This is a genomic window from Cupriavidus sp. GW822-FHT03E04 (genome assembly GCF_058801495.1).
The window spans coordinates 248,282-264,349 of sequence record NZ_JBXANI010000003.1 but is presented as its reverse complement, the minus strand read 5'-3'; the positions used below and the strand labels follow the sequence as shown (position 1 = coordinate 264,349).

Here is a 16,068-nt window from a genome sequence, read left to right as displayed (position 1 = left end):
GACACCGCATGAAAAAGATCACGATCAAGAAACGCACCCAGCCCGGCGCGTCAATGAACTCCATAGCGGCGCGCCTCCCCGAGGAAACGGGGATGATCCTCGCCGCCACATCGAGCAAACGCGTGAAGCTGGCACCAGCTGTCCATATCGATGACATCGCAGTCGACAAGCTCGCCGCAGCCATGAAAGAAACGTTGGCAAGGTGCCGCACGGAGGATGGCAAACGGGGGTGGGACTCGCCGCTGGAGTGCTCCCCAGAGCGTCTCGCCTCACTCCTCGGTGAGAGCCTGGTTAAAGGCAATCCGGTGCACATAGCCAACTTCGCCGCGTTTCTTTTCTCTCGTGAAGTGCCGCACCAAGCCATTGCCACCTATGCCATGCGCGCCCTTCTGCGCGGCAGCGTTACCGACCAGACCCACCGCATTGACGCCCTCACGGCCCTGCTCGCCGTCAGTCGCACAGCAATGGAAGAAGCTTTGCGTGTTGTCACGCGACTGAGGCCCGAAGACCATGGCTGCGGCACTTTGATTCGCCTGCAGCGCGCCATCGATTTGATTAGCGCCGCTGGAGCTAAAGGATGACTGAAAGATCACTTGGTCGGGTCGCCAGGAAACCCCAGGATCCTATCGAAGTCCAAGAACGCGTCCACCGGGTCCCGAACAGATTCCAGGCCAAGCAGTGCGCGTTCGACATTGATCCTCTCAAGGCATTCGCGTGTCTCCTGACTCAGCAGAACAACATGGATCACCTTACCTACGCCAACCTTGTCAGAAAGCTCTTTGTCGAAGGATTTTTCCTTAGTCATCGTAACAACCCTCTAGCGTGCTTCCAATCCTTGGATGTGCCTGTCAATTGCCGCCTGAATGCACGCGAAGGAGGCGACGAGAGCGCTGTCAATGTCCACGAATCGCGCGGCCGCGATATCGTCGATGGGCACGTGAACCGACGTCCCTGGAGCCGTGAGTTGGACTCGCTGGGCAATGACGTGAAAACCGGCAGCGGGATCCCCATGGACTGTCGAGGAAATTTCAAAGCCTCGATAAACACCTTTCCGTTGCTCTTCCATCGTCGCCCTCCCAACTCAAGGAAAATCCTAGCATGGCGGCGCGTGCGGTTTCTCGCGACCCCGTTTCCTGGACGCGATCTTTTGTTCAACTTTGGCCCACTGCTCCTGAAGGGTGGGGCGTCCGGCAGCGATCAGCCTAGCGTTGGACCGATCCATCGTCTCACGCATCAGCCTGGCGAGATCGGCGACCTGGAGAGCGGCACAGATGCCAATGGCGTCGGCGACTTCCTTGCTGAAAAATTTCTCCATTTACTTCATATCGGGGCGGCAGATAGCAAGGCTGGGAGCAAACACCTAGGCGCGCAGCGAAGCGCACAACAACTTGGCGTCAATGGCAGCCCGCGCGAAATTCTCCGCTTCGTGAATCGCCTCCTGCGCGTTCCAGACCAGCCTGTACTCCCGGCCATCGCAGAGGAATCTGAAGGACAGGACTTCCCCCGGGTTCTCCGACGCGCTCTCAGCGAAGGGAAATGCGTGGTACGTGGCGACCCAAAGGCCCGTGAAGCTTTGCTCCGCAAAGACAGTTACCTCGAAGTCACGATAGTCGAAAAATTTGGCAGGCATGTGGGGGGCGTCGTTTTTTTGCCGCATCGTAGCATGGCCTCGATTGGAATACCCCAACCACCCCAGCTCGACGGAGTGCAACACGATGGCCATCCGGAGACACGGCAATGAGCCTACTAACACAAGCCTACTTGCTCGAGCAATATGGCCCGCGGTTGAGTGTGGCCCAACTGGCGAGCCTGCTAGACATTACCGAAGGAACAATTCGGAACCAGGTCAGCGCCAGGTCATTCCCAATTCATACCTATTCGGAAGGGGGGCGCCGCTTTGCCTCATACCAGGCTGTCGCCGAGTATCTCGATGCCATGGATCGGGCGGCACGAGGCAGGGGATTGAGAGCGGCGTGACGCGCCGAAAGATGAAACGGAAAAGGGCCGACATGCCGTCGGCCCTTGTCACTGCCTTGTCGGTGAGTCAGGTGTTCGCGACGATATTTCTCGAGGCATTCACGACAATAGCCATCTGCCTCTCCGAGATATCCTCGTTCAGCTTATAGTCACTGACAGTGCGAAGCATCTTCGCCTGATTCAAGAATTTCCCCAACGTGACCGACTTTAGGTGCTCAGGACTTCCCCCCTTCACACCCGGGTGGTACAGCTGCTGCACGAGGATCTCATGGGAGCCATTGACGCCGTTATTGCTGCCAGGCGCGGGAAGAGCATCATGGAACTGCTTCGCAGCGTGATAGCCGGCATAGTAAGCGCGGCTAATTGCGGACCGATAGTTCGCTTCACACTGTGCCGCTGCAGCAATTGCCTCAGCGCAGGCAAGCATCTCTTGAGGGTTCGCGCTCATTCCGCAACAACAACATCGAAGTTGGGAGTCGCTTTCAGACCTCGAGCAAACTGCTCGGCGGCGAGCTCAAGATTCAGCCCAAAAATGTCAGCCTCCTGACCAACGCATATCTGATAGATCAAGGCGTGCGCATCAACATCCATAAGGGTGTTGACCAACTTAGTGGCAAATCCATGTCTATGCAGAACATCGCCAGCCGCATCCAGATGCGCGGCAACATCCTTGTCTGTAATGCCCAACTCCTGCGTCAATTTCGCCATACGAATGGCTTGCTCGCTGTAGCGCGGGTCGAATTCCATCTGAAATTTCCTCTCGCCCTCAGCTATGAATTCTGCGAGCGCCTGGAGCGCCCCAGCGGTCATCGCCTCTGGAATCATCGTCGCCAAGAAGTTGAATCGAGGTTGCCCCCACTCGGCAAACAGAGCCTGGCCTTGGGAAAAAAGCCCTAAATTGCAGAGACTGGCGAACCAGTTACCCACGACATGAGCGTTCTGCCCGCCAATCCGAAACGCATTTTGGAACGCATAGTCACAGTTCTTCCTGTCGCCTACGACTGACGCGAGAATCCCAGCAAGTGCCCATCCTTCCACAGGATCAATCTTCTTGACAGCCTCAACTCGCTTGAACATCAACCTCATTTGAAGATCATTGCGATCAAGAAATGGCGAGCCAAGCCAAAGCCCGTTGATGTCATCGATGATGTCGTTGTGCGCGGTAAGCGCATGTGCTGGCATCCCGACTGCTCCCTTATTGCTATTCTGTGTGGTGCAGGTACGCCCACTCTTCCACTAGATTATATGGATCTTGCAGGGGAACTTGATTGTCATTTCCTATCGGGCGGATACCGCAATGCTCATCCGAAAGTGGGGTTCAGATGCCGAACTCGCATTCAACGCCCGCTACAAATTTGCTACAGCAAATAGGAAATTGCATTGAAATCAATCACTTAGCTCATCATTCCGCGCCGTGAACTACGGCGAGACGATAGACACTCCCGGGTCGGTGAGTGCGCCTTGGCGGCGCGGATCCCGGAGCAGGCCGGAGTATATCAAAATCCTCACCGCCCAAGAAACGCGCCACTCCCTATTCAGCACTCGCCTTTCTTGGCGTGCCCCGGGGGACAGTGATAGCCCTTGTCTTTCTTGCCATACCCACCGTCGCCGCGTCCGTCCCAGCGCTCGGGCATCAACACCCAGCCACCGCTGGCCTGCACCCAACGCGGCGCCTCGTAGACGTAGCCGGCGCGCTCGCGCTCCCATTTGCCCTTTTTCCATTTGTGCTTGTGGCCGCGATCGTCCCAATCCCAGTAGCCGGGGGCCCAGACGTAGCCGGGACGCGCAACCGGGACGGCTTCATAGACGGGGGCGGGCGGCGGAACACCAATCGCCACATTGATTGACACCTGGGCCAGCGCCGCCGGCGCCACGCCCAACCCACCCGCAAAGCCCGCTACTGCTGCCGCACACAACAGAATCTTTCGCATATTGTTCTCTCGCTTGCCTGTGTTGTTCAGGAGCGAGAATAGCCTGACCCGGAACTTCTGGCTGTTAGCAAAGGTATCCATGGATGACTTTTGTCGCGCGAAGGAAACGCAGCGGCGTGGCGAGGCGAGGCGCGGTTAGCAGAACCGCCAGCCCCACAAACGAGAAGCCCGCCAGGAAACTGGCGGGCTGGTTGCGGACGGTCCGGACCTTCCAGGTCAACGCCGGCGCTATCGCGGCAACAGTCGTTGCAAGCAGCGTTTCCCATGATTCCGCCCATGACGCGGACGTCCCTCCGGACCACCCGGAGAGTCGAAGGAAAGCTGGCACTGACGCCGACTGCCGCGATATCAGCGGCTAGCAGCACTTAAAGCAAAGCGCCGAGGAAGGTCAGCGGGTATTCCAGGTCCGCCACCGTGCCGGGCAACCGTGTGCCCGACGGCTTCAGTATAGGCAGGCAGCCTACGGATGCAACTTTGAATGCGGCAGGGGTAAATGCCTCGAAAAGTGCGCGATAGCACGCAAAATCTCGTGCTTCAGCCGCATATCGGCCTCAGAAAGGAATTCCTATCGCAGTGCAACAAACTTACTTTTGTTTCTGCTATAATTCGCGCCGTGAGTTCGCACTGTGAGTTGTGCAACACGCCAGCCGGGTTCTTCCGGCAGGCGATACCGCCCCCGCTCTCAAGCTCTGCTCCCCGGTCCCGCCGACTGGCCTGCTTTATGTTGCCGCGCTGTTTGCTGCATCAAGGCCAAGTGGTGATACCCGACAGAACGCATTTCTCACCGACGTCGCCTCGTCTCCGATCCTGTTGAATAGCTCTATAGAGCTGTTTGCCTGCCAGGGACTGCCGCCCGGCCTTGTGCCCGGTGTCACCCTGCCTGCCGCCGTACTGCCAGCTGTGTCTGTCGTAACGGCCTCACCGATTGGCGCCGAAGCCTTTTTAAGACTTTGCACTGCGCCCGCCCCTGTTCGCTAGTTCGGCATGGGGTGCCATGCATTTAAAGAAAATTACGACATGACCCAGCACGACATTCGTGCGGAGCAAGATTTTGCCTCCGCCGCCGACGCATCGATCGAAGCCGCAGCCATCGCCACCCCCGCTATCCAGGAACCGAGCCCGCTCGACAAGCTCGACGCCATCCTCAGCCCGGAAGCCGCCGTGGCGGCGCCTGCCGCTGTTGCCATCGATGCCGAAAACGGCTTCGCCAAGCTCGGCCTCGAAGAAGCCATTCTTCGCGCCCTGGTTGAACTGAACTACACCACCCCGACCCCGGTGCAGGCACAAGCGATCCCCGCCTTCCTGGCTGGCCGCGACCTGCTGGTGTCGAGCCAGACCGGCTCGGGCAAGACCGGCGCCTTTATCCTGCCGGCGATCCAGCGCATCAGCGAGAAGGCTTCGCCGAATCGCCCGCGTTCGGACGATCCGGTCAAGCGCATGAAGGGCAAGCGCCCCCGTCCGTCGCCGGCGCAACCCGCGCTGCTGGTGCTGACCCCGACCCGCGAACTGGCCCTGCAGGTTACCGAAGCCACCGCCAAGTACGGCCGCCACCTGCGCCGCATCGTCTGCGCCAGCATCCTGGGCGGCATGCCTTACCCGAAGCAGCTCGCCGCGCTGTCCAAGATGCCTGACATCCTGGTCGCTACCCCGGGCCGCCTGCTGGACCACGTTGAAGCCGGCCGTATCGACCTGTCGCAGCTGGACATGCTGGTGTTCGACGAGGCCGACCGCATGCTCGACATGGGCTTCGCCGACGACATCGACGCCATCGTTGCCGCTACCCCGGCCACCCGCCAGACGCTGATGTTCTCGGCCACGCTGGACGGCCGCATCGCCCAGCTGGCTTCGCGTCAGCTGCGCGATCCGCAACGCATCGAAATCGCCGCGACCCGCGCCGACCAAAGCAATATCGAACAGCGCCTGCACTTCACCGACGACATGTCGCACAAGGAAAAGCTGCTGGACCACCTGCTGCGCGACACCACGCTCAAGCAAGCCATCGTCTTCACCGCGACCAAGCGTGATGCCGATTCGCTGGCCGAGCGCCTGTCGGACACCGGCTTCGCAGCCGGCGCGCTGCACGGCGACATGACCCAGGGCGCGCGTAACCGCACGCTGACCTCGCTGCGCCGCGGCAACCTGCGCATCCTGGTGGCAACCGACGTGGCCGCACGCGGCATCGATGTGCCCGACATCACCCACGTGGTCAACTTCGACCTGCCCAAGCAAGCGGAAGACTACGTCCACCGTATCGGCCGCACCGGCCGTGCTGGCCGCTCGGGCGTCGCCATCAACCTGGTGAACCACGGCGACATGTTCCAGTGGAAGCGCATCGAGCGCTTCACCAACAACCGTGTCGACGCATCGGTGATTGAAGGCCTGGAGCCGCGTCGCTCGCCGAAGCCGCGTTCGGGCTTCGCCGGCAAGCCGGGTGGTGACCGCGGTGGCTACCGTGGCAACAGCAATGGCGGCGGCTATCGCGGTGGTGAAAACCGCAGCTTTGGCGACCGCAAGTTCGGCGGCGGCGAAAGCCGCGGCTTCGGCAGCCGTGACGGCGCCCCGCGTCCCGCAGGCGATCGCCCGTTCGGCGACCGTGACGGCAACCGTGGCTTCGGCGACCGTAGCGGCCTGGGCAACCCCAATGGCAACAGCACCGGCTATCGTGGCCAGGGCGGCCAGGGCGCAGCCGGCGGCCAGCGCAGCTTCAACAACGAAGGCGGCGGCTACCGTGGCGGCGACAATCGTGGCTTCGGCAATCGTGACGGCGCGGCTCCCCGCAGCTTCGGCGACGGCAATCGTGGCGGCTTTGGCGGCGGTGCAGCCGGCAATGGCGGCAACGGTGGCTACCGTGGCGGCGAAGGCCGCAGCTTCGGCAACCGCGATGGCAACCGTGATGGCGCCCCCCGCAGCTTCGGCGGCGGTCAGCGCAACGGCAACGGCAACACCGGCGGCCGCTCGCGTTTCGAGCGTTAATTCGCCAGGCTGAACAGGTTCACCGCTTAGGCGGTGACCTCTCGCAAAGCCAAAGAAAAAGGCACCTTCGGGTGCCTTTTTCTTTGGCTTTGGCCGCCTCAACCAACGGCGCTCGCCACGGGCAACCAGCGCCCCGCTACATCGAACAACTGCGAAAACCGACGAACGCGAAATCGTCCTCGGGCAGCAGCGCCATGCGCGCGCGCGCATGATGCTGGCGCGCCGGGCTGGCGAAAGACGTGCTCCGTACCGCCTGGTGGCTGGCAAAGCAGTACACGTATTCCATATCGGTGGGGTCCGCCTCGAATCCCGCGTAGGGCTCGTACGGCGTCGCCGTCCACTCGCGCACCATGCCCCAGCGCAGGCCGCCCCGATCCTGGACCGCCGCCAGCTCCCATTCCGTTTCCGTGGGCAGGCGCCGGCCTGCCCAGGCGCACCAGGCTTGCGCCTCGAACAGGCTGACGTGACGTACCGCCTCGTCAGGGTTCAACGTGCGCAGACTGCCGAAGCGCAAGGCCATCCAGGCTCGCGACTCAGAATGGCGAGCCCAGTAGCGTGGCGCCGAGCGATCCTGCATCATCAGCCACTGGCGCCCCGCCGCCGACCACCACGACGCGCGCTCGTAGCCGCCGTCCTCTACGAAATCGAGGAACTGCGCATTGCTGACCGGCGCGGCATCCATCTCGAAAGCTGGCACATAGGTAGGCTGCGGCGGCAACTCGTCGGGCAGCGCGAAACCATCCGGCGTGTTCCAGCCCTGGATGAAACGCCCGCCGGGAAACTGCAAGGTACCGCCGTGCGGCACCGATACCGACGGCAGGACGACCGCAGGCTCCACCGGGGCAACGCCCAGCGCCTGCAGCAGAGCGGCGATGGCCTCGCCCTGGCGGTCCTCGTGAAACAGCGCGCGGCGCCAAGCATAGAGCGTGTTATCGCCATCGTCGGGTTGCGCCGCCAGCCGGCGCAGGACGGCATCGAGCACGTCGGCGGCGTAGCGCTTGACCACGGCCACGTCGGGCAGCGTGACCTCCCAGCGGGCATCGGGATCGATGCGATCGGGATCGAACCACTCGTCGGCGCCGGGCAGCAGCGACGGCACACTGGCCACCTGCAGCCAGGCGCCATCGCGCTCGAGCGTGCGCACGTCGCGCAGGCACCACCATTCGGCGTGCCAGGCCACATGCCCGAGCGTCCACAACGGCGGGTCGGCAAAATCCTGGCGAGGCACCTCCCAGCCACGCCGGGTCTGGCCAAAAGCGGCCAGCCAGGCCAGGGTGCGGTTGCGCGCTTCCACCAGCGCCTGCGCCAGGCCTTCGCGCGGCAGCCGCCGGGCATCGGCCCAGACGGCCTTGCCGCCGTTGAAATGAAGGTCGGGAAGCATGGAAAAGCCGCTCATCGAACACCCTGCCGGAGAATGGGATTGGCACCCGGTTGCGTGATCCGGCGAGCCGCGTGCGCCATGCGCCGCACCTTTCGCCGGATAGATGCGGGCATTATGACACCAGGCCCAGCCGCCCCCTCGCGGTGGGCCCCGTAGCCTCAGACTTCAGACCCGGGCGTGGAACACCGCGAACCATCCGCGCGGATCGCTCCACCAGACCGGATCGTCGAAGCCCGCAGCCTCGAGCAAGGCAGCGAAGTCGTCAGGGCGGTATTTATACGAATCCTCCGTATGAATCTGCTCGCCCGCGCGGAAGCCGCGGCTACCCTCCGCCCAGTGCACGGTGACCTCGCGCTCAGCTTGCAGGTGCATCTGGATGCGCGACCCCTCGCGGTCGAAGCTGGCCACATGACGCCAGTCCTCAAGCTGAAAGTCGCTGCCCACGATGCGATTCAGGTTGCGCAGCACATTGCGATTGAAGGCGGCGGTCACACCCAGCGGGTCATCATAGGCGGCCACCAGCGCCTGCTCGTCCTTGAGCAGGTCCACGCCAATCAGCACGCCATCCCCCCTGCCCGCCGCGGCCCGCAGCCGCTGCAGCAAGGCCTGCGCCTGAGCTGGTGCGAAATTGCCAATGCTGGATCCTGGATAAAAGAACAGGCGGCGCCCGTGCCTGACCTCGGGCGGCAGATCGAGCGGCACGCACAGGTCGGCGCCCAAGCCAAGCATGGGAATCTGCGGATGCTGCTGCTGCAGGCAGAACAGCGTGCCGCGCAGGAACTCCACCGAGATATCCAGCGCCACGTATTGCGCCGGCTGCAGGCTGCCGAAGAGCCGGGCCGCTTTCTGGCAGTTACCCGCGCCAAGGTCGATCAGCACGCAGCCACTGCCGGCGCGCGCGGCCATGGCGGGAGCAAATGCAGAAAAGACCGCGGCCTCGGTGCGCGTGGGGTAGTACTCGGGCAGGTCGGTGATGGCCTCGAACAGGCGCGAGCCGAGCACGTCGTAGAAGAACTTGGGGCTGATGCTGGCGGCGCCGGCCAGCAGGCCGCGCGTGATCTCGCCGCGTAGCGCGCCACTGTCCTCGTGGTACTGCTGGATGAAATCCAGCCGGGGCACCGGGTTCGGCTGCGCATGGCCGTTGCCGACGACGACGCTGCTGGCGGGGGGGCCGTTGGGTTTCAGGGCCGAGGTGCCGTTGTGATTGGCTTGGGTGTGATTGAGGCGTACGTTCAGTGGATTCAGCGGGGTCGGGACTGCCGGCATGACGTTTCCTTGATGGTCGATGGGCACTGCATAAAACCCCCAGGGGCCCGCACGTCACGGCATGCGCGGGAGTTGCAAGGGATCCGCCTCCGGTGACGTCTGGGGCGCATCAGCCGATGCAAGTCTTCTCAGGATAGCTGGCGAGCGCGGAGTGTGCTTACCGCATTGCACAAAATCCTCAGTGCAGTGAAAACCAGAAAGTGCGCCTTGTTCAACAACAGTTTGCCGCCGCAATGCCGCCGCAATGCCGCCACAGCGCCCCCACAAAAAATACGCAGCATCGTTTATAATCCGCCTCAGCGTATCTGCTTCGGGCTCGCCCGGATTGGATCGCCCCTCAAAGGGGAGTAGCTCCGGGGCCATGCCCTTAGCACAATCGTCATTCCGGGACTGACAGTCTCCGGTTGTGCTGACCGCGCCAAGTACCATCAGCGGTCGAGCAAGACCTTTGCAACCTGGTTTCATGGTTTGCAAAGGCGCCCCAAGCTCCCACACATCATGTCTCCAGGCCAAACCGGTGCGTACGCACGGCTCTTAGCTATTCGTTGTTCGAGGAGATTTCATGGAATGGTTTACCGATTTGTTCACGATGCAGTTCCTGACGGCACTGCTATCCATCGTCGTCATTGACCTTGTGCTGGCCGGCGACAATGCGATCGTGATCGCCCTGGCGGCGCGCAACCTGCCGCCCCACCTGCAGAAGAAGGCCATCATCTGGGGGACTGTCGGCGCGGTCGTGGTCCGTTCGGCCATGACGGTCGGCGTGGTGTGGCTGCTCAAGATCCCTGGCCTGCTGCTGATCGGCGGCGCGGCCCTGGTGTGGATCGCCTACAAGCTGCTGTCCGATGACGGCAATGGCGACGAGCATGGCGCGGGCGCAACCACCCTGGTGGGCGCGATGAAGACGATCATCATCGCCGATGCTGTGATGGGCGTGGACAACGTGCTGGCTGTGGCTGGCGCGGCGCACGGCAGCTTCCTGCTGGTGGTGCTGGGCCTGCTCATCAGCATCCCCATCGTGGTGTGGGGCTCGAGCCTGGTGCTCAAGCTGATGTCGCGCTTCCCCTCGATCATCTTCGCGGGTGCCGGCGTGCTGGCCTTCACGGCAGTCAAGATGATCGTCAGCGAGCCGCTGGTGAAGGAGTTCTTCAACAGCAACGCACTGGCCTACTACGGCTTGTTCGTGGTGGTCGTCGGCGGCGTGCTGGGCGGCGGCTACCTGGTGCAAAAGCGCCGGGCTCCGGCTACGGCCGCGCAGTAATGCGCGACGGCGCCAGCGCCGCCGAGCTAGCTGGAACCTGAAAACGGGTCGCCACGGGCCGCCGAAAGGCGGCCCGTTTTGCTTTGCGATAAAATGCTAACCCTTTAGCAATTTGCTATTCGGTTAGCAGATTGCCTGCCATACGCGCACACCGCTGTCGCGTCACTTTTCCCCAACACCCGCGCCGATGAAACAGTACCTCGACTTCATGCGCCATGTGCAAGAGCATGGCACCGAAAAGGCCGACCGCACCGGCACCGGCACGCGCTCGGTGTTTGGCTACCAGATGCGCTTCGACCTGCGCGAAGGCTTCCCGGTGGTGACCACCAAGAAGCTGCACATGAAGTCGATCATTCACGAACTGCTGTGGTTCCTGAAGGGCTCGACCAACATCCAGTACCTGAAGGACAACGGCGTCAGCATCTGGGACGAATGGGCCGACGCAAACGGCGAGCTCGGGCCGGTCTATGGCTCGCAGTGGCGCGCGTGGCCCACGCCGGACGGCCGCCACATCGACCAGATCACCGACCTGATGGCGCAGATCCGCAGCAATCCCGATTCGCGCCGGCTGATCGTATCGGCCTGGAACGTGGGCGAGATCGCGCAGATGAAGCTGCCGCCCTGCCATGCATTCTTCCAGTTCTACGTGGCCGACGGCCGCCTGTCCTGCCAGCTGTACCAGCGCAGCGCCGATATCTTCCTTGGTGTGCCGTTCAATATCGCCAGCTATGCGCTGCTGACGCACATGATCGCGCAGCAGACCGGGCTGGAGGTAGGCGACTTCATCTGGACCGGCGGCGACTGCCACATTTACAGCAACCATGCCGAGCAGGTGGCAACCCAGCTCGCGCGCGCACCGATGGCGTTGCCGCAACTGAAGATCCTGCGCAAGCCCGACAGCATCTTCGACTACAAATACGAGGACTTCGAACTGGTGGGCTACGAATCGCATCCGGCCATCAAGGCACCGGTGGCCGTATGACGTTGCTGACCCTGATCGTGGCGAAAGCCCGCAACGGCGTGATCGGCCGCGACAACACCCTGCCCTGGCGCCTGCCCGAGGACCTGGCGCACTTCAAGCGCACCACCATGGGCGCGCCCATCGTGATGGGCCGCAAGACGTGGGAGTCGATCGGCCGGCCGCTGCCGGGCCGGCGCAATATCGTGGTGAGCCGCAACAGCGACCTGCGCATCGAGGGCTGCGACGTGGCGAACTCGCTGGAAGAAGCGCAGCGGCTATGCGTGGGCGCACCGCAGATCTTCCTGATCGGCGGCGCGCAGCTGTATGCCGAGGCCCTGCCCAGCGCTGACCGGCTGGTGGTGACGGAAATCGATGCGGATGTGGAGGGCGACGCGGTGTTTCCGGCCATCGACCCGCAGCAGTGGGTCGCGACGCAGCGCGAGCGGCATCATTCGGAGGCGAACGGTTTCGACTACGCGTTCGTGACGTACGAGCGCCCGCCGTCGGGCGAGGAATAACGGCCGCCTCAAACGGAAAGTTTCAAGCGTCGCTGACGTCGCTGACGTTTTACGCGCGCGGCGGCCTGTCTTCAGGCCGCCGCTGTCGTTTTAGTTGCCGCCGGCAATGGTCATCTGCTCGATCAGGACCGAGCCGGTTTCCTTGGTGCCGCGCACCAGCGCATCGGCGCCAATGGCCACGATCTGCTGGAACATCTCCTTCATGTTGCCGGCGATGGTGATCTCTTCCACCGGGTACTGGATCACGCCGTTCTCGACCCAATAGCCTGACGCGCCGCGCGAGTAATCGCCCGTCACGTAGTTCACGCCCTGCCCCATCAGCTCGGTCACCAGCAGGCCGGTGCCCAGCTTGCGCAGCATGCCGGCGAAGTCGTCTGCCGGCGTGGTCAGCTTGCTGGAGAGCGTCAGGTTGTGCGAGCCGCCGGCGTTGCCGGTGGTCGTCATGCCCAGCTTGCGCGCCGAGTACGTGGAGAGGAAATAGCCTTCCACCACGCCGCCGCGCACCACATCGCGCGCGTGGGTCTTCACGCCTTCTTCGTCAAAGGGTGCGCTGCCCATGGCGCCCGGCAGGTGGGGCTGCTCGTGGATATGAATATGCGGCGCGAACACCGCCTTGCCCAATGTGTCGTAGAGGAAGGTCGACTTGCGGTACAGCGCGCCGCCGGACACGGCCTGCACGAAGGCGCCGAGCAGGCCGGCGGCCAGAGGTGCCTCGAACAGCACCGGGCAGCGGCGCGTCGACAACTGGCGCGCATTCAGGCGGGCCAGCGAGCGTTCGGCGGCATAGCGGCCGATGTCCTCGGGCGCGGCCAGCGCGCCGGGCGCGCGCTTGGACGAGTACCAGTCGTCGCGCTGCATGCCGCTGCCGGTGCCGGCGATCGGCGCGCAGGAAATAAAGTGGCGGGAATACGGGTAGCCGCCCGTGAAGCCGCGCGAAGTGGCCAGCACGAACTGCGAATGCTGGGCCGAGACGCTGGCGCCGTCGCTATTGCGAATGCGCGGCGAGACCGCGAAGGCGGCCGCCTCGGCGCGCCGCGCGAGCTCGATGGCTTGCTCAGCGTCGATACTCCAGGGGTGGAACAGGTCGAGATCCTGCGGGTTGCGCTCGAGCAGCGCTTCTTCAGCCAGGCCGGCGCAATCGTCTTCCGCGGTGAAGCGAGCGATGTTGTAAGCCGCCTCGGCCGTGGCGCGCAGGGCCGCCGGCGAGAAATCCGAAGTGCTGGCGTTGCCGCGCCGCTGGCCGATCATGACCGTGACGCCCACTACCTTGTCGCGGTTTTGCTCGATGGTTTCCACCTGGCCCTTGCGCACCGACACCGACAGGCCGCTGCCCTCGGAGATCTCAGTAGCCGCGTCGGTGGCGCCCAGCTCGCGTGCCACCCGCAGCACATCGGCGGCCATCTCGCTGAGCTGGGCCTGGGTATAAGTGAAGTGGGTGGTCTGGTCTGCGGATTGATCCATTGTGGGCGCGGTCATCAAAAGTCCAAACAAGAATCATAGCAAGATAAAATGCCAACCATGACGCGAAACACCCGCCCCTCCCCCCGGAACGCCTCCGGCTTCCCCGACCCGTTCACCCCTGAGCCGGCCGACGACGACGACATGCTCAAGAGCAAGTCGCAGAAAAAGCGCGACATGCTCGCCCTGCAAGACCTGGGCGTGGAACTTGAGGCCCTGCCCAAGGACCGCCTGGCGCGCGTGCCCATGCCTGAAGCGCTGGCCGACGCCATCCGCGACGCGCGGCGCATCACCAACCACGAAGGCAAGCGCCGCCAGATGCAGTATGTCGGCAAGGTCATGCGCAGGCTGGACGATGACGAAGTGGCCGCCATCCAGCGCGTGCTGGAAGGCTTCAAGGGCACCAGCAAGGCCGAGACGGCTAAGCTGCACCTGGTCGAGCGCTGGCGCGAGCTGCTGCTGGCGGACGACGCCGCGCTGACGAAATTCCTGGCCGAGCACCCGGCCAGCGACGTCCAGGCACTGCGCAACATCATCCGCAACGCGCGCAAAGAGCACGAGATGAACAAGCCGCCGCGCTACTTCCGCGAGCTGTTCCAGGCCGTCAAGACCGCGCTGGAAAGCAAGCAGGCCGCAGCCACCGGCGAGCAGGAACCCGAGCCGGAAGCCGGCGAATAACCGGCATATAGCCGACATCCAAAACGCAGCAACCAAGGAAATGGGGACAAGATGACGCAAACCACAACGCCCGCGCTGGTCCATCCCGTTGCCCGCAGGCACCCGGACGAACTGCTGGTTGGCTTTGTCTCGATCTCCGACCGTGCCTCGACCGGCACCTACCAGGACGAGGGCATCCCGGCGCTGCGCGACTGGTTCGGGCGCGCCCTGAGCTCGCCCTGGCAGGCCGTGGAGCGGCTAATCCCTGACGAGCAGGCGCTGATCTCGCGCACGCTCATCGAGCTGGTCGACGTGGCCGGCTGCGATCTGGTGCTGACCACCGGCGGCACCGGCCCGGCGCGCCGCGACGTTACCCCCGAGGCCACGCTGGCGGTAGGCACCAAGGAAATGCCTGGCTTTGGCGAGCAGATGCGCCAGGTCAGCCTGCACTTCGTGCCCACGGCCATCCTGTCGCGGCAGGTGGCGGTGATTCGCGAAACCGCCAGCCGCGCCGCCCTCATCATCAATCTGCCGGGACAGCCGCGCGCCATCCGTGAAACCTTGGAAGGACTGCGTGGCGAGGATGGCAAATCCATCGTGCAAGGCATCTTTGCCGCCGTGCCCTACTGCGTCGACCTGATCGGCGGGCCTTACATCGACACTGACGAAGCCGTGGCCAAGGTGTGGCGCCCCAAGCACGCGATCCGCGCCAAACCCGCCGCGTGAACCTCAGGGGGCAGCCACGCTATCGCAGCCCCAGATACAGTCCCACCGGCACGAACACCACGGCAGCCACATTGCCCAGCAGCACGATCGACGCCACCTGGTCCGGCTCCTGCCGGAAATGATCGGCCACCAGGAAGTTGAGCACGGCCGGCGGCAGCGACGCGAACACGAACAGCAGCCCGCGCTGGAGCTGGGTCAGCGGCACCACCTGCGCCAGCAGCAAGGCGCAGGCGATGCCGGTCAGCGGACAGACCACGGCGCCGATCGCGCCCATGCCCCAGTTGCGCAGGCTCACGTCCTTCATGCGCACGCCGAGCGCGAACAACATCAGGGGCACAGTGGCGTCGCCCAGCAGCTTGATCGACTGGAACACCGGCTCCGGCAGCGAGAACCATGGCCGCGCCAGCGACAATCCCACCCCCGCCACCGTTGCCAGCACCATCGGATTGCGCGCGATCTGCGTGATCGACGCGTGCCGGTTGACGATCTTCATGCCGATGGTGAAGTGCATCAGGTTGGACGCGGCGAACAGCGCCACCGCGGGCGCCAGCCCGACCGGCCCGAACGCGAACACCGATAGCGGCAAGCCCATGTTGCCGCAATTGTTGAACATCATCGGCGGCACGAAGGTGCGCGGATCCGCCCCCAGCAGCCGCGCGCCAAGCCACGCCAGCAACCCCGAGCCCAGCACCACGGCAACCGCGCAACCCAGCAGCACAAGCTGGTCGGCCAGCACGAATTCCTTGCTGACAAAAGCCGACACCACCAGCAGCGGCGCGATCACATCGAGCGTGGCGCGGTTGATCCCGGACATGTCGGGATGCGCGCGGCGCCCGTAGAGCCAGCCGACCAGGATGATCAGGATGACCGGCGTGATGATCGAGACGATGCGCGCAAGCATGGGCGGGCTGCCGTTAAGCCAAAGCGCCCCGCAGGGCGCCTTGGCAGTGACATGGGAG

General features: G+C 63.7%; 16 protein-coding genes. 9 read left to right on the top strand and 7 right to left on the bottom strand.

Annotated elements, in window-relative coordinates:
- Positions 1 to 8 precede the first annotated feature (8 nt).
- The 3 genes from AC1RQC_RS05210 (at position 9) to AC1RQC_RS05200 (ending at position 1,977) form a co-directional block, all read left to right on the top strand.
- Positions 9 to 581 carry a hypothetical protein gene (locus tag AC1RQC_RS05210; RefSeq protein ID WP_492882595.1) on the top strand — a complete coding sequence of 191 codons (573 nt, stop codon included), beginning with the start codon at positions 9 to 11 and terminating at the stop codon, positions 579 to 581.
- 158 nt (positions 582 to 739) lie between these two features.
- Positions 740 to 1,741 carry a hypothetical protein gene (locus tag AC1RQC_RS05205; protein WP_492882594.1) on the top strand — a complete coding sequence of 334 codons (1,002 nt, stop codon included), beginning with the start codon at positions 740 to 742 and terminating at the stop codon, positions 1,739 to 1,741.
- On the top strand, positions 1,738 to 1,977 hold the full coding sequence (locus AC1RQC_RS05200; RefSeq protein ID WP_492882593.1) for a hypothetical protein: 240 nt from the start codon (positions 1,738 to 1,740) through the stop codon (positions 1,975 to 1,977). The genes AC1RQC_RS05205 and AC1RQC_RS05200 overlap by 4 nt, the downstream gene beginning before the upstream one ends.
- A gap of 67 nt (positions 1,978 to 2,044) precedes the next feature.
- Here AC1RQC_RS05200 and AC1RQC_RS05195 read toward each other — a convergent pair whose 3' ends face one another.
- The 3 genes from AC1RQC_RS05195 to AC1RQC_RS05185 form a co-directional block, all read right to left on the bottom strand.
- Positions 2,045 to 2,425 carry a hypothetical protein gene (locus AC1RQC_RS05195; protein WP_492882592.1) on the bottom strand — a complete coding sequence of 127 codons (381 nt, stop codon included), beginning with the start codon at positions 2,423 to 2,425 and terminating at the stop codon, positions 2,045 to 2,047.
- Complete coding sequence (locus AC1RQC_RS05190; RefSeq protein ID WP_492882591.1) at positions 2,422 to 3,159, bottom strand: hypothetical protein; 738 nt, start codon at positions 3,157 to 3,159, stop codon at positions 2,422 to 2,424. Before AC1RQC_RS05190 ends, AC1RQC_RS05195 begins: the two co-directional genes overlap by 4 nt.
- A 353-nt stretch (positions 3,160 to 3,512) precedes the next feature.
- Complete coding sequence (locus tag AC1RQC_RS05185) at positions 3,513 to 3,908, bottom strand: YXWGXW repeat-containing protein (protein ID WP_492376095.1); 396 nt, start codon at positions 3,906 to 3,908, stop codon at positions 3,513 to 3,515.
- A 1,017-nt stretch (positions 3,909 to 4,925) separates the two neighbouring features.
- On the opposite strand from AC1RQC_RS05185, the gene AC1RQC_RS05180 reads away from it, so the two are divergent.
- The gene (locus tag AC1RQC_RS05180; RefSeq protein WP_492376085.1) at positions 4,926 to 6,881 is read left to right on the top strand and encodes a DEAD/DEAH box helicase; all 1,956 of its coding nucleotides are present in this window, start codon (positions 4,926 to 4,928) and stop codon (positions 6,879 to 6,881) included.
- Between the two features lie 136 nt (positions 6,882 to 7,017).
- Here AC1RQC_RS05180 and AC1RQC_RS05175 read toward each other — a convergent pair whose 3' ends face one another.
- Complete coding sequence (locus tag AC1RQC_RS05175) at positions 7,018 to 8,277, bottom strand: SUMF1/EgtB/PvdO family nonheme iron enzyme (RefSeq protein WP_492882590.1); 1,260 nt, start codon at positions 8,275 to 8,277, stop codon at positions 7,018 to 7,020.
- Positions 8,278 to 8,427: 150 nt separating this feature from the next.
- Positions 8,428 to 9,528 (bottom strand): L-histidine N(alpha)-methyltransferase, encoded by a 1,101-nt coding sequence (gene egtD, locus AC1RQC_RS05170; RefSeq protein ID WP_492376083.1) that lies wholly within the window; start codon positions 9,526 to 9,528, stop codon positions 8,428 to 8,430.
- Between the two features lie 562 nt (positions 9,529 to 10,090).
- On the opposite strand from egtD, the gene AC1RQC_RS05165 reads away from it, so the two are divergent.
- The 3 genes from AC1RQC_RS05165 to AC1RQC_RS05155 all read left to right on the top strand — a co-directional run bounded on the left by AC1RQC_RS05165 (position 10,091) and on the right by AC1RQC_RS05155 (position 12,268).
- Positions 10,091 to 10,789 (top strand): TerC family protein, encoded by a 699-nt coding sequence (locus tag AC1RQC_RS05165; protein ID WP_492376082.1) that lies wholly within the window; start codon positions 10,091 to 10,093, stop codon positions 10,787 to 10,789.
- 187 nt (positions 10,790 to 10,976) lie between these two features.
- Entirely contained in the window at positions 10,977 to 11,771 is a 795-nt protein-coding gene (locus tag AC1RQC_RS05160) for a thymidylate synthase (RefSeq protein ID WP_174427375.1), read from the top strand.
- Positions 11,768 to 12,268 carry a dihydrofolate reductase gene (locus AC1RQC_RS05155; RefSeq protein WP_492882589.1) on the top strand — a complete coding sequence of 167 codons (501 nt, stop codon included), beginning with the start codon at positions 11,768 to 11,770 and terminating at the stop codon, positions 12,266 to 12,268. Before AC1RQC_RS05160 ends, AC1RQC_RS05155 begins: the two co-directional genes overlap by 4 nt.
- Before the next feature lie 90 nt (positions 12,269 to 12,358).
- Here AC1RQC_RS05155 and pmbA read toward each other — a convergent pair whose 3' ends face one another.
- Entirely contained in the window at positions 12,359 to 13,729 is a 1,371-nt protein-coding gene (gene pmbA / locus AC1RQC_RS05150) for a metalloprotease PmbA (protein WP_492882588.1), read from the bottom strand.
- Positions 13,730 to 13,786: 57 nt separating this feature from the next.
- Here pmbA and yjgA point away from each other — a divergent pair, with 57 nt between their 5' ends.
- Together yjgA and mog are read left to right on the top strand one after the other, a co-directional pair.
- A complete protein-coding gene (yjgA, locus tag AC1RQC_RS05145) occupies positions 13,787 to 14,404 on the top strand; it encodes a ribosome biogenesis factor YjgA (RefSeq protein WP_492813739.1) in 618 nt (205 codons plus the stop codon).
- A 51-nt stretch (positions 14,405 to 14,455) separates the two neighbouring features.
- Complete coding sequence (gene mog, locus AC1RQC_RS05140; protein ID WP_492375433.1) at positions 14,456 to 15,109, top strand: molybdopterin adenylyltransferase; 654 nt, start codon at positions 14,456 to 14,458, stop codon at positions 15,107 to 15,109.
- A gap of 19 nt (positions 15,110 to 15,128) precedes the next feature.
- Here the strand turns inward: mog and AC1RQC_RS05135 are convergent, their stop codons facing one another.
- On the bottom strand, positions 15,129 to 16,010 hold the full coding sequence (locus AC1RQC_RS05135) for an AEC family transporter (RefSeq protein ID WP_043348188.1): 882 nt from the start codon (positions 16,008 to 16,010) through the stop codon (positions 15,129 to 15,131).
- Between the last annotated feature and the right edge of the window lie 58 nt (positions 16,011 to 16,068).

Coding starts and splice junctions, on each gene's coding strand:
- AC1RQC_RS05210 (WP_492882595.1), top strand. CDS start 9: ATGAAAAAGATCACGATCAAGAAACGCACCCAGCCCGGCGCGTCAATG.
- AC1RQC_RS05205 (WP_492882594.1), top strand. CDS start 740: ATGGATCACCTTACCTACGCCAACCTTGTCAGAAAGCTCTTTGTCGAA.
- AC1RQC_RS05200 (WP_492882593.1), top strand. CDS start 1,738: ATGAGCCTACTAACACAAGCCTACTTGCTCGAGCAATATGGCCCGCGG.
- AC1RQC_RS05195 (WP_492882592.1), bottom strand. CDS start 2,425: ATGAGCGCGAACCCTCAAGAGATGCTTGCCTGCGCTGAGGCAATTGCT.
- AC1RQC_RS05190 (WP_492882591.1), bottom strand. CDS start 3,159: ATGCCAGCACATGCGCTTACCGCGCACAACGACATCATCGATGACATC.
- AC1RQC_RS05185 (WP_492376095.1), bottom strand. CDS start 3,908: ATGCGAAAGATTCTGTTGTGTGCGGCAGCAGTAGCGGGCTTTGCGGGT.
- AC1RQC_RS05180 (WP_492376085.1), top strand. CDS start 4,926: ATGACCCAGCACGACATTCGTGCGGAGCAAGATTTTGCCTCCGCCGCC.
- AC1RQC_RS05175 (WP_492882590.1), bottom strand. CDS start 8,277: ATGAGCGGCTTTTCCATGCTTCCCGACCTTCATTTCAACGGCGGCAAG.
- egtD (WP_492376083.1), bottom strand. CDS start 9,528: ATGCCGGCAGTCCCGACCCCGCTGAATCCACTGAACGTACGCCTCAAT.
- AC1RQC_RS05165 (WP_492376082.1), top strand. CDS start 10,091: ATGGAATGGTTTACCGATTTGTTCACGATGCAGTTCCTGACGGCACTG.
- AC1RQC_RS05160 (WP_174427375.1), top strand. CDS start 10,977: ATGAAACAGTACCTCGACTTCATGCGCCATGTGCAAGAGCATGGCACC.
- AC1RQC_RS05155 (WP_492882589.1), top strand. CDS start 11,768: ATGACGTTGCTGACCCTGATCGTGGCGAAAGCCCGCAACGGCGTGATC.
- pmbA (WP_492882588.1), bottom strand. CDS start 13,729: ATGGATCAATCCGCAGACCAGACCACCCACTTCACTTATACCCAGGCC.
- yjgA (WP_492813739.1), top strand. CDS start 13,787: ATGACGCGAAACACCCGCCCCTCCCCCCGGAACGCCTCCGGCTTCCCC.
- mog (WP_492375433.1), top strand. CDS start 14,456: ATGACGCAAACCACAACGCCCGCGCTGGTCCATCCCGTTGCCCGCAGG.
- AC1RQC_RS05135 (WP_043348188.1), bottom strand. CDS start 16,010: ATGCTTGCGCGCATCGTCTCGATCATCACGCCGGTCATCCTGATCATC.